Genomic DNA, 14,498 nt, shown 5'->3' with positions numbered 1-14,498 from the left:
GCTGTTCCCTTTATGACATCCAATCGCCGCACATTCGCGATCATTTCTCACCCCGACGCGGGTAAGACCACGCTGACGGAAAAGCTGCTGCTGACCGGCGGCGCGATCCACCTTGCAGGTGAGGTCAAGGCGCGCGGGGCCGCCCGTCGCGCACGCAGCGACTGGATGAAGATCGAACAGCAGCGCGGGATTTCGGTCACCTCCAGCGTGATGACGTTCGAACGCGACGGGATCACGTTCAATCTGCTCGACACGCCGGGGCACGAGGATTTCTCCGAAGATACCTATCGCACGCTGACCGCGGTCGACAGCGCGATCATGGTGATCGACGCGGCCAAGGGGATCGAGCCGCAGACGCGCAAACTGTTCGAGGTGTGCCGCCTGCGTTCGGTGCCGATCATCACGTTCGTGAACAAGGTGGACCGCGAAGGCCGCCCGGTGTTCGAATTGCTGGACGAGATTGCCGATATGCTGGCGCTCGACGTGTCGCCACAAGGGTTCCCCGTGGGGATGGGGGGCCAGTTCGAAGGGGTGCTCGATTTCGCCAGCGGCACAGTCGCCCGCCCCGAAGGGCCGAGCAAGGAATTCCACGGCCGCCGCGATGCCGATGCCGCATTGCCCGATGATGTGGCCGAAAATGTCGAACTGGCGCAGATCGGCTATCCCGAATTCGATCTGGATGCCTATCGCAACGGCGATCTGACCCCGGTCTATTTTGGGTCTGCGCTCAAGAATTTCGGAGTGACCGAACTGATCGAAGCGATCGCCCGGTTCGCCCCGCCGCCGCGTCCGCAACCGGCGGGCGATGAACAGATCAGCCCCGACCGCGACGAAGTGACCGGGTTCGTGTTCAAGGTGCAGGCCAATATGGACCCGCAGCACCGCGACCGGATCGCTTTCATGCGGATGGTGTCGGGCACTTTCAAACGCGGGATGAAGCTGACGCCGAGCGGGCTGGGCAAACCGATCGCGGTGCATTCCCCGATCCTGTTTTTCGCGCAGGACCGCGAAATCGCCGATACCGCCGAAGCGGGCGATATCATCGGCATTCCCAACCACGGCACGCTGCGGGTGGGCGATACGCTGAGCGAGAAGAACGCAGTGCGCTTTACCGGCCTGCCCAATTTCGCCCCGGAAATCCTGCGCCGGGTGGTGTTGAAAGACCCGACGAAGACCAAACAGCTTCGCAAGGCGCTCGACGATCTGAGCGAAGAGGGCGTGATTCAGGTGTTCTATCCCGAAATCGGCGGGCAATGGATTGTGGGTGTTGTGGGCCAGCTTCAGCTGGATGTGCTGGTTTCCCGCCTGTCGGCAGAATACAAAGTGGAGGCGATGCTGGAAGCGGCCCCGTTCGCCACCGCGCGCTGGCTGAAAGGCAGTGCGGAAGCGATGAAGTCGTTCGAAGATTTCAACCGCGCCCATCTGGCGAAAGATCGCGATGGCGATCTGGTTTTCATGGCCAAGAGCCCGTGGGACGTGAACTATCAGGCGGAAAAGAACCCGGACCTGACGTTTTCCGCAACCAAGGAACGGTAAGCGGCGCGGTGACGGTGTGCCGGTTTGGACCGCGCGCCGCTTTCCATAAGCAGGCCCGCCAGTGCCACCGCCTTTCACCCCTCGTCATTACGAACGTAGTGAAGCAATCCGTGGATCGACGGTGCCGCCTGCCGCGCCTGTCGTGGGTGGGCGAGGTTTGTCCTTGGATTGCCGCGTCGCTACGCTCCTCGCAATGACGAGGGGGGAGGGTGGCGCCGCTTTCCATAAGCAGGCCCGCTAGTGCCACCGTCTTTCACCCACTCGTCATTGCGAACGTAGTGAAGCAATCCATGAGCCGACGGTCCCGCCTGCCTCGCCGGATGTGGCTGGGTGAGGTTTGTCCACGGATTGCCGCATCGCTGCGCTCCTCGCAACGCGGCGAGGCGAGCTTCATTCCATCGGCAGGCGCAACTCCGCAACCAGACCGCCTTCGGGTCTGTTGGCCAGCACCAGTCGCCCGCCATGTTGTTCGGCAATCGCACGGGCGAGTGTGAGGCCGAGGCCGGTGCCGCCGGTTTCGCGATTGCGGCTTGCCTCGCCGCGGGCGAAAGGTTCCATCATGTCGGCAATGCGATCGGCCGGAATGCCGGGGCCATGATCGGCCACGCGCAGCACGGCCTCGTTACCCTCACGGTCAAGCGACACCTCTGCCGCGCCGCCGTATCGCACCGCATTCGACACCAGATTACGCAGCGCCCGGCGGGCCCATGTGACATGTACGGGCGCGACGACGCGTGGCCCGTCGGCCAGTGTAACCGGCTGTCCCATATCCTCGAATTCTTCCACCACGGCAGCCGCCAGCGCGCCCAGATCGGTGCGTTCGGGCGGTTCACTGGCGCGGCCCACGCGGGCGAGCGACAGGATGTCGTCCAGCGAGCGGGTGATGTCTTCGATTCCCGCGGCCATGCGCGCGCGTTCGCCTTCGTCTTCGACCGATTCGATCCGCACACGCAGCGCGGCCAGCGGGGTTTTGAGATCGTGACCGATTGCGCCCAGCATCACGTCTTTTTCATCCAGCATCGCAGCGATGCGTGCTTCCATCGCATTATGTGCGGTGATCAGGCGGCGCAGATCGTCGGGGCCGGTAGGCTCGATCTGGCCCTCGGTATCCTGTGAACGGGCAAACCGCTCAACCCGGTTGGTCAGCGCGGCCAGCGGGCGGGTAATCCGCCGCAGCAGCAGCGCCAGAATGCCAACCAGCACGAGGTAGAGCACCGCCGTTTGCACCACCAGCGTTTGCAGGGCGCGCTGATCGCCATTGCGGGCGAATACGCGGGCAACCCGCCATTGATCGCTATCGGTCAGGCGCAGCCCGGCGATTACCAGCTCGCCATCGGGCAGTTCGAACCGTGTGCCTGCGATGCGGGCAAATGCGGCATCGTGGTGCGGATCGCGGGACAGCACCACCAGATCACCGATCCGGGCATCTTCTTCAGTCAGAATGGTGCGAAGCGCTTTCTCTCGCGCGAGATCGCGTTGCTCGCCATCGGCCAGTGGGGAGCTGTCGGTGATTTCCAGTCGCAAGGCACGGGGCAGGCGGCGATCGTGGTTTTCCCGAGAGCGCATGTCGCGCTTGTCGTCGGAATCGATATCGTCGTCGCGGCGGAAGCGGTGTTCGCGCGCTTCGCGCCGCTCAGCCTGAGAGGATTCGAGGCGATAGGCCAGCGAATGGAGAATAGCGGATTCGCGCCGCTGCTCGCTGGAACGATAGAGCAGGACCGCTGAAATCGTTTGCGCGATCAGCAACGCGGCCGCCACGGCCAGCAGAACCTGCCCCAACAGGCTGCGCGGCCACAGGCGCATCATGCGCTCGTTCCGCCCGTGATACGGCGCACATCGGCGGCGAAGCGATATCCACCGCCGCGCACGGTCTGAATGAAATAGGGGTTGCGGCTGTCCGTTTCGATCTTGCGGCGCAGGCGACTGACCTGATTATCGACCGCGCGGTCGAACAGGTGCGCCTCCCGACCCTGCACCATATCGAGTAGACGGTCACGGTCGATCACTTGCCGGGGGCGGTCGAGGAAGGCGACCAGCAGGCGGAATTCGGCAGTCGAAATCGGTACTGTGGTGCCTTCGGGATCGGTCAAACGGCGCTTGAGCGGATCGAGCTGCCAGCCTTCGAATTCGTAGCCCGCGTCCTCTTCCACCGGCGTCGCGCGGTGCGAACGGCGCAAGACCGACCGGATGCGAGCGACCAGTTCGCGCGGTTCGAACGGTTTAACGACGTAGTCGTCCGCGCCGATTTCCAGCCCGACGATACGGTCGGTCGCTTCGCCTTTCGCAGTGAGGAGAATAACCGGCAGATCTTTCGCCTCCACCAGATGGCGGCACAGCGACAGCCCGTCTTCCCCCGGCATCATGATGTCGAGCAGCGCGAGATCGGGGCTTTCCTCCAGCAAGGCACTGCGCGCGGCGGCGGCGCTATCGGCTTCGCGGACAGCGAAACCCTGCCGCGAGAGATAGGCGGCAAGCGGTTCGCGCAAAGTCGCTTCGTCGTCGACCAGCAGGATGCGGATGGGGGCGGGTTCGGTCATGATCTCAAGTGCACATGACGGGGCGCGCCGGTCAAGCACGCCCCGTCGAAGCTGTGGGTAGCCTAGGTGCGATCAGTTGGTCGCGGGTGCGGCGGGTTTCTGCGCCTGCTTCTGCGCGCGCATCTGTTGCCACTTGGCCTTCATCGCATCGTGGGCGGCCTTGCGCTCGGCGGCGGTTACCGTGCCATCCTTGTTGGCGTCGGCGGCGTCGAAGCGCTTGAGCGCGGCAGTCTGGAATTCGGCCTTGCTGATGGCGCCATCCTTGTTGGTATCGGCCATCTTCATCATCGCCATGCCGCCACCCCGGTGGCCGCGTTTACCCATGCGGTCGCCATGTTTGCTGCGCCGTTCGCCGCGCATTTCACCATCGGGCCCGCCTTTCTTCTTGCCAGCGGCGGCGAATTCTTCCTTGCTGACCGAGCCGCTTTTATCGGCATCCATCCGGTCGAACATCCTGGCCTTCTTGGCGGCGCGGTCGGCCTGGTCGATTTTGCCATCGCCGTTCACGTCCATCTTGGCGAACATGGCATCGGCCTTGGCTGCTGCCTCAGCACGGGTGGTGTCACCGCCTTTGGACATCATGCCGGGTGCGGCATAGGCGACACCGGCAAGGCCGGTAGTGGCAAGGGTCGCCGCAGCGATCGAGAGTGTCAGTTTACGCATATCTTAGCTCCTGTCGGGAAACGGGAAGAGCTGCGGGGCGTCCGGTCGAAGAAGGGGGAGGAACCGATCCGGTGCCACCGCAGCTCACAAATGCCGTTCTAGAACCCTAATGTCGCACCTGTATCCCGCGATTGGCCAAATTTGTCGCGAATTATAACGGGAATATAAAGTCGTTCACCTGCGTGAAAGTTCAGCGCGGGCGGTGCCGGGTTCCCTCGCCCGCAGTAATGAACAGCGCCTTCGCATGGCAGGCAATATCGGCGGTGTGCCAGGTCCCTGCCGGGTTGATGACATATTCGCCCGCTGCAATCGTCGCGGTGTCGTCCGTTCCATCGGGCCGTTCCTGATGCAGCGCCATCTCGCCTTCGAGGCACAGCACCACTTCGTCGCCATGCGGGTGCATTTCCCACATGTTCCAGTCGCTGGAAAAGGAATGGACAGTTACCAGCCGCCCTTCGGCCCCGTCGGCGGCGTGGCGGACCCCATATGCTTCGTACCACGACAGATCACCGGTGAATTCCGGTTCCTGCCCCGCGCTCGCGCTCAGGCCGAGGTGGATCGGGAAGCGTTCTATGGGAATGCCCGCCATCGCCGCATACCCTCTATAGTTTTGCCATGCAGAACGCGTTGAGCTTGTTGCCATCGCGATCGCGGAAGTAGGCGGCATAGAACGTCAGCCCATTGGCATCGGCTTCCCCGCGCGGGCCGGGTGCCCCTTCGTCGGTGCCGCCGTTTTCCAGCGCGATGGTGTAGAGGCGCGTGACCTGATCGGGATCTTTCGCTTCCAGTGCGACCATCGTGCCGTTGCCGACCGTTGCCGCCTGCTCGTCGAACGGTTTGGTCAGCGCCACGCCTGCTGCGCCGCCGGGTTCGCCCCATGCGATGAAGCTGTCGAAATCCATCATCCGGTCGACGCCCATTTCCTTCGCCAGTGCGTCGTAGAACGGGGCATTGCCCTGCAAATCGTTGGTGCCCAGCGTAACGTATCCGATCATCGCCATTCTCCTTACCGCGAATCAGTGGCGGAACATTACGAGAACAAACCCAACATGGCAATCGTCATCACAACTGGCGGCAGGCGTCCTCCAGCCACGCCAGCGGCGCGCCATCCAGTTGCGGCGCGATCAGCGCGCGCACTTTCGCGTGGTAGGTATTCCACCAGTCGATTTCCTCTTCGGTGAGCAGCGTGGTGTCCACCAGAGTCCGGTCGATCGGCGCGAAGGTCAGCGTTTCGAAGCCGTAGAACGCCCCTTCCGCGCCATCGATCTGCTGTTCCACCACCAGCACCAGATTTTCGATGCGGATGCCGTAGGCGCCCGCTTTGTAATAGCCCGGTTCGTTGGACAGGATCATGCCCGGCATCAGCGGCTGATCGGTGCCCGGCTGCGATCCGCTGGCCTTGGCGATCCGCTGCGGCCCTTCGTGGACCGAGAGGAAGCTGCCCACCCCGTGCCCGGTGCCGTGGGCATAATCGACCCCGGCATTCCACAGGAACTGGCGCGCGAAGCTGTCGAGCGCGCTGCCCGGCGTCCCTTCGGGGAAGATCGCCCGGTCGAGCGCGATGTGCCCTTTCAGCACGCGGGTGAAGCGGTCTTTCTCTTCCGCGGTGGGCTGGGCCTGCCCGTCGGGCGTGCCGATCCACATCGTGCGAGTGATATCGGTCGTGCCGTCGAGATACTGGCCGCCCGAATCGCACAGGAATATGCTGCCCGGTGCGATCTTGAGATTGCTGTCTTCGTCCACCCGATAATGCGGCAGCGCGGCGTGCGGCCCGGCGGCGCTGATCGTATCGAAAGACAGGTCGCGCAGGATGTCGCTTTCATCGCGGAAGGCGCGCAGTTGTGCCGCCGCGGTCAGCTCGTCCAGCGTGCCCTTCGGCCCTTCGACGCTGAGCCAGTGGAGGAATTTGGCGATCGCGGCCCCGTCGCGCGCCTGTGCGTCGCGGTGGCCCTGCTGCTCCACCGGGTTCTTGATCGCGCGGGGCAGGATCGTGGGATCGCGTTCGGTCACTGGCGTGGCCCCGGCAGCTTCCAGCGCGTGATAAATCGCCGCTACCCCGTATGACGGATCGACCGTCACGGTCTTGCCGCTCAGTTCCCCCAGCGCGCCCTCGAACGCGGTGCGCGGGCGGATGGTGACCGCATTGCCGAGATGCTGCGTCAGTTCGGGGGTCACTTTGTCTTCACCGATGAACAGGTCCGCTGTGCCATCGGCATGGGCGATGACATAGGCCAGCGCCACCGGGGTGCGTTCGATATCGGTGCCACGGATGTTGAGCAGCCATGCGACCGAATCGAGCGCGGAAATCACCGCGGCATCGTATCCCTCGCTCTTCAGCCAGTCGGCCACTTCGGCGCGCTTGTCGGCGCTGGAGCGGCCCGAACGTTCATCGACGTGAACCAGTGCGGGCGCATCGGACGGGGCAGGGCGGTCGGCCCATACGGCGTCGATCGGGTTGCCGTCGGTGGCGACGAGTGCACCATCGCGTTTCGCCAGTGCCTGTTCCACCCCTTCGGCCCAGGCCTTCGAATGGAGCCAGGCGTCGTAACCGATCTTCGCGCCTTCGGGTGCGTTCTGTTGCAGCCATCTGGCCGGGCTGGTCGCGGGCACGGACTGGTATTCGAACAGGTTTTCGTCGACCTGATCGCGCACCTGCACGGTATAACGCCCGTCGACGAAGATCGCCGCCTTGTCTTTCAGCACCACGGCGGTGCCCGCCGATCCGCCGAACCCGGTCAGCCATGCCAGTCGCTGGGCATAGCCGCCGATATATTCGCTCATATGTTCGTCGGAAATCGGGACGACAAAGCCATCCAGCCCCCGTTTTTCGAGTTCGGCGCGCAGAGCGGCAAGGCGGGCTGCGCCAGAGTCGGTTTCGGTTTGCATGAGCATGGTTGCGGTCCTTTCGCATCCCACATAGGGCCGCATCATGGATCATGCCACCGTCAACGCGCCGCCTGTCGCGCGCAAGCAGCCCTTCACCGCCACGCATCATGGGATCACGCTGTCCGATGATTACGCATGGCTGCGCGATCCGGGCTATCCCGAGGTAAAGGACAAGGAAATCCTCGCCCATCTGGAGGCGGAGAATGCCTGGTTCGCCGCACAGATGGCCGGGCAGCAGAGCCGGATCGATGCGCTGTTCAAAGAAATGCGCGCCCGTATCAAGGAAGCCGACTCGTCGGTTCCGCAAAAGGATGGCGACTGGCTCTACTGGGTCGAATACGAAGACGGTGCCGAATACAAGAAATGGTGGCGGCGCCCGGTCGGCGCGAAGGACGATGGTAGTGCGGATGAGCTGATTCTGGACGAAGTCGCACTGGCAGAGGGGAAGGAATATTTCCGTCTGGGCGCGCTTTCGGTGTCGAGCGATGGCCGCAAGCTGGCCTATTCGGTGGACGACAACGGATCGGAACGTTTCACGGCGCGGATCAAGGATCTGGTCACGGGCGAGTTGCTGGCCGATGAAATCCCCGGCACATTGTCTTCGCTGATCTGGGTCGCGGGCGATACCGGCATCGTCTATTCGCTGGCGAACGAACAATGGCGGACCGACAATGCCCGCCTGCACTGGCTGGGTCAGCCGCTGACCGCCGATGTCGAACTGTATCACGAAGATGACGAGGGTTTTCGCGTGGGTGCGGGCCTGTCGGCCAACGAACAATGGCTGATCGTGGCGACCAGCGATCACGAAACGGGCGAAGTCCGCCTGATCCCTGCTGCCGATCCGCTGGCCGAACCCATTTTGGTCGCACCACGGCGCAAGGGCGTGGAATACGATGTCGATCTGCGGGACGATACGCTGTTCATCCTGACCAACGACACGCACGAGAATTTCCGTCTGGCGACAGCGCCGCTGTCCAGTCCCGGCGAATGGACCACGCTGATCGAAGGGTCCGATGCGTTCTATCTGACGGGGTTCGACCTGTTCCGCGATTTCTATGTCGTCGAAGGGCGCGAGGGCGGGCTCGATACGATTGCGGTGCGGTATTACGACGATCCCGACCGGATCGAGCCGGTTGCCTTTCCCGAAGCGAGCTATTCCGCCGGGCTGGGCGACAATCCCGAATGGGCGATGGATGTGCTGCGGATCGGTTATCAGTCGATGGTCAGCCCTTCGACGGTCTATGACTATCACGTGGCTGAACGGCGGCTGGAGGTCCGCAAGGTTCAGGAAATCCCCTCCGGCTATGACGCGGACCTCTACACCACCGAACGGCTGGAAATTGCCGCGCGCGATGGCACGCCGATCCCGGTGTCGATCCTCTATCGCAAGGATCGCGCGGATGCGAACGGCGGGCCGGGGCCGCTGCATCTGTATGGCTATGGCGCGTATGGCATCGCGATTGAGCCGGGGTTTTCGACCACCCGGTTCAGCCTGGTCGATCGCGGGTTCGCCTATGCCATCGCCCATATTCGCGGTGGCGACGATCTGGGCCGCGCATGGTACAAGGCAGGCAAGCTCGAACGGCGGACCAATACCTTCACCGATTTCGTGGATGTTGCCAAAGGTTTGGTCGAGCGCGGCTATACCCAAGCGGGGCGGATCAGTATTTCCGGCGGCTCTGCGGGCGGTGAACTGATGGGCGCGGTGGTCAATTCCGATCCCGATCTGTGGGGCGCGGTGGTGGCGCACGTCCCGTTCGTCGATGTGCTGAACACGATGCTCGACGCGTCGCTGCCGCTGACGCCGGGCGAGTGGCCCGAATGGGGCAACCCGATCGAAGATCGCGCCGCGTTCGAACTGATCGCGGGATACAGCCCTTACGACAATGTCCGTGCGCAGGATTATCCGCCGATGATGGTGACCGCGGGGCTCAACGATCCGCGGGTGACATATTGGGAACCCGCCAAATGGGTCGCTCGCCTGCGCGAACTGAAGACAAACGACAACGTGCTGATCTTCAAAACCAATATGGGGGCGGGGCACGGCGGTAAGTCGGGCCGGTTCGAATCGCTGCATGAAACGGCGGAAGAATTCGCCTTCATCCTGTGGCAACTGGGCCAGTGACGATGTCGCGGACGATGCCGACGATCCGCAATGTCGTGTTCGATATTGGCAACGTGCTGATCCGCTGGGATTCGCTGGCGATCGTGTCGGCGGCGTTCGGCCTGTCGGGCGAAGAAGCCCGCGCCCGCCGCCATGCGCTGTTCGTCGAATCCGATCTCTGGCGCGCGCTCAATCGTGGGGAGATGACCGAGGCCGAAGCGCAGCAGGCCTATGTCGATGCCGGCTTGCTCGATCCGGCAGAGGCGGAGCGGATGTTTGCCGAAGTCTATGCCAGTCTGCACCTGCTGCCCGATACCCCGCCGCTGATGGAGCGACTGGCCGATTCCGGCTATCGTTTGTTCGCTTTGACCGACAACGTGGCCGAAGTTGTCCGTTATCTGTCCAAAACCCATGCGTGGTGGTCAAAATTCGAAGGAGTGACCGTTTCCGCCGATGTCGGGTGCCTCAAACCGGACCCGCGAATCTATCGTCATGTGATTGATACCAATGCGATCTTGCCGGAAGAGACAGTGTTCTTCGACGATGTAGATATCAACGTGAAGGGGGCGACAAAAATGGGAATGCATGCGTTTGTATTTACCGACGCGGCGCAAGCCGAAATCGACCTGCGCTCGCTGGGGGTGGAGCTGAAATGACGAGGAAAGCCCGCTATTCCAAAAACTTCATTGCTCGGCCGGAACATATCGACGAACTCGGCCATGTTAACAACGCGGTGTGGCTTACCTGGGTGCAGGATATCGCGGTAGAGCATTGGAATGTTGTCGCTTCTCCCGAACATGTCGCGCGCTACATCTGGGTCGTCACCCGGCACGAAATCGACTATCGCGGCAATGTGGCGGAGGGAGAAACCGTTTCGGCAGAGACGTTTATTCCCGGCACGCCGCATGGCGCGCAGTTCGATCGCTGTGTCGAATTCCGCAACTCTGCCGGTAAACGGATCGTTGCCGCCCGCAGCACCTGGGCCATGCTCGACCGCGAAACCGGCCGCCTCGTGCGTATTCCACCTGAAGTGGCAGCGCCTTTTATCGCCTAGAAGCACAGCCATGAATTTGGCTGCTTGCGCGGCGGCATACCTGTTGCTAGAGGCGCCCGCCTACCCGGTGCCGTTCTCACGGCACCATTTCTCATGATGTGCGGTCGTGGCGGAATTGGTAGACGCGCAACGTTGAGGTCGTTGTGGGCGAAAGCCCGTGGAAGTTCGAGTCTTCTCGACCGCACCATTTCCGATCAAAGATGGGAACACTTCCCTCCAAGCGGGGGGGCCCCTTCGCCAGTCCCCGCTCCAGCACCGACTTCGAGCCTGTGATCGTGACGCGATCCTTCGACACTCTTACCTCGGATACCAGCATCCGCAGGTAGGCGCTTCGCAGGGTGCTGTCTTCATCGTGTAGCTTCGCTGAAAGTTGCTGCGAGAACTTTTCCAACACGGCAGGAGTGATCTTTCTAGACCCCCCCGCGCAAGCTGGCTTTCCAGCACATCGATGCGGGATGTGATCGCCGCAACCGCTTCGCGATTGTCACTCAGCCGCTGCGCGAACTCAGGATCGCTGGGTTTCATGGCGAAGAATGCACGCTTGGGGCCGGGGTTCGGGATCCAGACCGACGGCTAGTGCGCCGGTAGCTGCCGGGCCGCTTTCGGAGTCGCGGACGCGCAAAGCCGCCTTCCGCACATTGCGGACGCGGAACCGATCTGCAATCGCTCGGGCTGGTGATCCCATGCGCGCGCGAGTCATCTCCTCGAGCAGCAATCGCGAGCAAGGCGGTCCAGTCTTAAGGTGCGACCGAGTGCCTATGAATCGAGTTCGCGATCGGCCCCCGACGGGTGTTTGGCATCGTCTGCCATCTCTTGGTGTTGATCGACGATCTGCCACACCCAGGGTCGGGCCACGCTATCGCTTTGCTGCCAATCGGCGATTGCGTCGATGTCTCGCATGGTGAGCGCTACGTCGTCCAAGCCCGCGAGCATCGCCTCCCGACGGTGCCCGTCGATCGCGAACGGGATAGTGGACCCATCCGGCAGGCGAACCGATCCCGATCGCAGGTCGACCGACAGGGCTATCGCCCTCTGCTCGGCCAGCGCCATGATCTGGTCGATTTCGCTCGCTGTCACGCGCACCGGCAGCAAGCCGCTCTGGAAGCAATTGTTGTAGAAGATGTCGCCGAAACTCTCGGCGATAACGCAGCGCAGCCCCATTGCGAGCATCGCTGTCACGGCACCTTCGCGAGACGAACCGCAGCCGAAGTTTCGACCCGCAATCATGATCGGCGCGTCCCGCCACTCCGGCCGATTGAGGGGAAACGTCGGATTTTCGGAGCCGTCGGGCAGGTAGCGCAGGGATTCGAATGCCCAGCGACCGAGTTCGGCGGGATCCCCGACCGTCAGTCGCTCGATACGGATGATGACGTCGGTGTCTATGTTGGCGAGCGGCAGCGGCGCGACGACGCCCGTGATGGTGGAGACGGGGGCAAAGCTCACAGGCTTCTCACATCGGTGATCGCACCGCGAATCGCGGCGGCGGCGGCGGTGGCGGGGCTGGCGAGGTGGGTGCGCGCCTGCGGGCCTTGACGGCCGACGAAGTTGCGATTGGAGGTCGAGACGCAGCGTGCACCGGGCGGCACACGCTCGCCATTGGCGGCGACGCACATGCTGCATCCCGGCTCGCGCCATTGGAAGCCGGCGTCGGTGAAGACGCGGTCGAGACCCTCGTCTTCAGCCTGCCGCTTCACCGCCACCGATCCGGGAACCACCCATGCCTGCACCCCGGGCGCCACACGGTGCCCGCGAGCGATCCGGGCGGCGTCGCGCAGGTCGCTGATCCGCGAATTGGTGCACGAGCCAATGAACACCCAGTCGACCGGTGTTCCGACGATCCGCTGGCCGGGGGTTAGCCCCATGTAGCCGAGTGCGCCATGCATCGCGTCGCGCACATTGACGTCGGCGGCGGTGTCGGGATCGGGCACCACGCCGTCGATCGCGATGGCGTGATCGGGGCTGGTACCCCAAGTGATGGTCGGGGCGATCGCCTCCGCAGCGATAGCCATGTCGCGGTCGAACACGGCTTCCTCGTCGCTGTGGAGCGCTCGCCAGGCATTTACCGCGCGGTCGAAGTCGGCACCCGCAGGAGCGAAGCGCCGTCCCGCGATCCAGTCAAAGACGGTGTCATCGGGCGCAACCATGCCGGACCGTCCGCCCATTTCGACCGACAGGTTGCAGAGCGTCAGGCGGCCATCGACCGACAGACCGCGAATCGCAGATCCGGCGAATTCGATGCTGTGTTCGACCGCCGCCGAGGCACCGAGCGTGCACAGCAGGTGCAGAATCACGTCCTTCGGGGTGACGCCAACGGGCAGGTCGCCATCGACGCGGATACGCATCCGCTTGGGTCGCTGCATGCGAAGCGTTCCGGTGGCGAGCGCATGCAAACTCTGCGACGTTCCGACGCCGAACGCCAGCGCGCCGAGCCCGCCATTGGTGCAGGTATGGCTGTCGCCGCAGATGAGCGTGACGCCGGGCAGCGCGATGCCCTGTTCGGGCGCGATGACATGGACGATGCCTTGCCCCTCCTCACCCAGATCGAAATAATGGACCCCTGCCTCGCGCGCCCAGGCCTTCAGGTTATCGTACAGCTCCCCACCGGGGGCGAAGCTATGGCCGGTGCGACCCGGCGCGCTCGACACGATATGATCGGGGGTGGCGAAGACCAGGTCGGGGTTACGCACGCGCAGCCCGCGTCGACGCACGCCGTCGAGCGCAGGCGGCCCCGACAGGTCGTGCAGCACGTGGCGGTCGATCTGCAACAGCACCCAATCGTCGCCCAGGTCGCGCACGACATGCGCGTCCCAGATCTTGTCGAGCATCGTGCGCGGCGCGGTCATCTCATCCCTCCGCATAGGTGCGACGCAGCACGTCCCATTCGCCCGCTCCGAAGCGGCGGAAGCTTTCCGCCACAGGCACATCGCCATCGGGATTGGCCATCTGCAGTCGGTCGCGCTTCAGCGCCGCCAGCGCCTCATCGATCGCGGGGACCACGGCGCGCAACAGCACGCCGGGGCAGATGGCTAGGCGATAGCCCATCGCCTCCGCCTCGTCGTAGGTGACCGACGGCGTCTTGCCGCCCGGCACGACGTTCAGCAGGCACGGGCCGTTCACGCGCGCCGGGACCGCCGCCATCTCCTCGATCGTCTGCGTTGCTTCGAGGAAGATCATGTCCGCGCCCGCCTCAAGCGCGGCATTCGCGCGCGCGACCGCTTCGTCGAAGCCGGCCACTGCACGCGCGTCGGTCCGCCCGATAATCATGAAGTCGGGGTCGCGCTTCGCCGCGACTGCTGCGGCAATCTTGCCGACGAACATGTCGGAGGGAATGATCTGCTTGTCGTCGAGATGGCCGCACTTCTTCGGCGCGACCTGATCTTCGATATGGATGGCCGCGACGCCCGCGCGCTCGAAATCGCGGACGGTGCGCGTCACGTTGAGTTCGTTGCCATAGCCGGTGTCGGCGTCGGCGATGATCGGCAGACTGGTCGCCGCTGCCATGTACGCGGCATTGTCGGCCATCTCGCTGCCGGTCAGCAGACCGTAATCGGGGAAGCCGTGCGCGGCGGCGGTGCCGGCACCGGTCATGTATATCGCCGAGAATCCCGCCTGTTCGATCAGGCGCGCGGTCATGCCGTCATAGCCGCCGGGCGCGACCAGCATGTCGGACCGAGCAAGCAGGGCACGGAGGGTTTTGGCGGCAGACATCAATGGACCT

At 63.7% G+C, this 14,498-nt stretch carries 13 protein-coding genes and 1 tRNA gene; 5 read left to right on the top strand and 9 right to left on the bottom strand.

All coding sequences use genetic code 11. The features are described from left to right. Window positions 1-12: 12 nt before the first annotated feature. On the top strand, window positions 13-1,536 hold the full coding sequence (locus tag D6858_RS04340; RefSeq protein ID WP_102154944.1) for a peptide chain release factor 3: 1,524 nt from the start codon (window positions 13-15) through the stop codon (window positions 1,534-1,536). 390 nt (window positions 1,537-1,926) lie between these two features. On the opposite strand, the gene D6858_RS04335 is transcribed toward D6858_RS04340, so the two are convergent. The 6 genes from D6858_RS04335 to D6858_RS04310 form a co-directional block, all read right to left on the bottom strand. Beyond that, the gene (locus D6858_RS04335) at window positions 1,927-3,342 is read right to left on the bottom strand and encodes a sensor histidine kinase (RefSeq protein ID WP_120107499.1); all 1,416 of its coding nucleotides are present in this window, start codon (window positions 3,340-3,342) and stop codon (window positions 1,927-1,929) included. Continuing rightward, complete coding sequence (locus D6858_RS04330) at window positions 3,339-4,073, bottom strand: response regulator (protein ID WP_120107496.1); 735 nt, start codon at window positions 4,071-4,073, stop codon at window positions 3,339-3,341. Before D6858_RS04330 ends, D6858_RS04335 begins: the two co-directional genes overlap by 4 nt. Before the next feature lie 72 nt (window positions 4,074-4,145). Then, window positions 4,146-4,736, bottom strand: a complete 591-nt coding sequence (locus D6858_RS04325) for an EF-hand domain-containing protein (RefSeq protein ID WP_120107494.1) — start codon at window positions 4,734-4,736, stop codon at window positions 4,146-4,148. A 190-nt stretch (window positions 4,737-4,926) separates the two neighbouring features. Then, the gene (locus tag D6858_RS04320) at window positions 4,927-5,325 is read right to left on the bottom strand and encodes a cupin domain-containing protein (protein ID WP_120107491.1); all 399 of its coding nucleotides are present in this window, start codon (window positions 5,323-5,325) and stop codon (window positions 4,927-4,929) included. A gap of 13 nt (window positions 5,326-5,338) precedes the next feature. Beyond that, window positions 5,339-5,731, bottom strand: a complete 393-nt coding sequence (locus tag D6858_RS04315) for a VOC family protein (RefSeq protein ID WP_120107917.1) — start codon at window positions 5,729-5,731, stop codon at window positions 5,339-5,341. Between the two features lie 67 nt (window positions 5,732-5,798). Continuing rightward, a complete protein-coding gene (locus D6858_RS04310; RefSeq protein ID WP_120107914.1) occupies window positions 5,799-7,628 on the bottom strand; it encodes an aminopeptidase P family protein in 1,830 nt (609 codons plus the stop codon). A 37-nt stretch (window positions 7,629-7,665) separates the two neighbouring features. On the opposite strand from D6858_RS04310, the gene D6858_RS04305 reads away from it, so the two are divergent. From D6858_RS04305 to D6858_RS04290, 4 genes are all read left to right on the top strand, one after another. Beyond that, a complete protein-coding gene (locus tag D6858_RS04305) occupies window positions 7,666-9,747 on the top strand; it encodes a S9 family peptidase (protein WP_120107489.1) in 2,082 nt (693 codons plus the stop codon). A 2-nt stretch (window positions 9,748-9,749) separates the two neighbouring features. After that, window positions 9,750-10,382 carry an HAD family hydrolase gene (locus D6858_RS04300; protein WP_120107486.1) on the top strand — a complete coding sequence of 211 codons (633 nt, stop codon included), beginning with the start codon at window positions 9,750-9,752 and terminating at the stop codon, window positions 10,380-10,382. Continuing rightward, complete coding sequence (locus tag D6858_RS04295) at window positions 10,379-10,780, top strand: acyl-CoA thioesterase (RefSeq protein ID WP_120107484.1); 402 nt, start codon at window positions 10,379-10,381, stop codon at window positions 10,778-10,780. The genes D6858_RS04300 and D6858_RS04295 overlap by 4 nt, the downstream gene beginning before the upstream one ends. Before the next feature lie 100 nt (window positions 10,781-10,880). Continuing rightward, a tRNA-Leu gene (locus tag D6858_RS04290) sits at window positions 10,881-10,967 on the top strand. Between the two features lie 569 nt (window positions 10,968-11,536). Here D6858_RS04290 and leuD read toward each other — a convergent pair. The 3 genes from leuD to D6858_RS04275 are packed head-to-tail and all read right to left on the bottom strand — an operon-like array spanning window position 11,537 to window position 14,488. Then, complete coding sequence (gene leuD, locus D6858_RS04285) at window positions 11,537-12,223, bottom strand: 3-isopropylmalate dehydratase small subunit (protein ID WP_120107482.1); 687 nt, start codon at window positions 12,221-12,223, stop codon at window positions 11,537-11,539. Beyond that, window positions 12,220-13,623: a 3-isopropylmalate dehydratase large subunit gene (gene leuC, locus D6858_RS04280; protein ID WP_120107480.1), complete on the bottom strand. Its 1,404-nt coding sequence runs from the start codon at window positions 13,621-13,623 to the stop codon at window positions 12,220-12,222. The genes leuD and leuC overlap by 4 nt, the downstream gene beginning before the upstream one ends. 1 nt (window position 13,624) lies before the next feature. Next, complete coding sequence (locus D6858_RS04275; protein ID WP_120107478.1) at window positions 13,625-14,488, bottom strand: isocitrate lyase/PEP mutase family protein; 864 nt, start codon at window positions 14,486-14,488, stop codon at window positions 13,625-13,627. Window positions 14,489-14,498: the final 10 nt, after the last annotated feature.

The sequence above is a fragment of the Tsuneonella suprasediminis genome (assembly GCF_003605755.1).
Taxonomy (GTDB): domain Bacteria; phylum Pseudomonadota; class Alphaproteobacteria; order Sphingomonadales; family Sphingomonadaceae; genus Tsuneonella; species Tsuneonella suprasediminis.
This window is presented reverse-complemented; position numbering and strand designations above follow the sequence as displayed.

Coding starts and splice junctions, on each gene's coding strand:
- D6858_RS04320 (WP_120107491.1), bottom strand. CDS start 5,325: ATGGCGGGCATTCCCATAGAACGCTTCCCGATCCACCTCGGCCTGAGC.
- D6858_RS04315 (WP_120107917.1), bottom strand. CDS start 5,731: ATGATCGGATACGTTACGCTGGGCACCAACGATTTGCAGGGCAATGCC.
- D6858_RS04310 (WP_120107914.1), bottom strand. CDS start 7,628: ATGCTCATGCAAACCGAAACCGACTCTGGCGCAGCCCGCCTTGCCGCT.
- D6858_RS04325 (WP_120107494.1), bottom strand. CDS start 4,736: ATGCGTAAACTGACACTCTCGATCGCTGCGGCGACCCTTGCCACTACC.
- D6858_RS04295 (WP_120107484.1), top strand. CDS start 10,379: ATGACGAGGAAAGCCCGCTATTCCAAAAACTTCATTGCTCGGCCGGAA.
- leuC (WP_120107480.1), bottom strand. CDS start 13,623: ATGACCGCGCCGCGCACGATGCTCGACAAGATCTGGGACGCGCATGTC.
- D6858_RS04340 (WP_102154944.1), top strand. CDS start 13: ATGACATCCAATCGCCGCACATTCGCGATCATTTCTCACCCCGACGCG.
- D6858_RS04300 (WP_120107486.1), top strand. CDS start 9,750: ATGTCGCGGACGATGCCGACGATCCGCAATGTCGTGTTCGATATTGGC.
- D6858_RS04305 (WP_120107489.1), top strand. CDS start 7,666: ATGGATCATGCCACCGTCAACGCGCCGCCTGTCGCGCGCAAGCAGCCC.
- D6858_RS04275 (WP_120107478.1), bottom strand. CDS start 14,488: ATGTCTGCCGCCAAAACCCTCCGTGCCCTGCTTGCTCGGTCCGACATG.
- D6858_RS04330 (WP_120107496.1), bottom strand. CDS start 4,073: ATGACCGAACCCGCCCCCATCCGCATCCTGCTGGTCGACGACGAAGCG.
- D6858_RS04335 (WP_120107499.1), bottom strand. CDS start 3,342: ATGATGCGCCTGTGGCCGCGCAGCCTGTTGGGGCAGGTTCTGCTGGCC.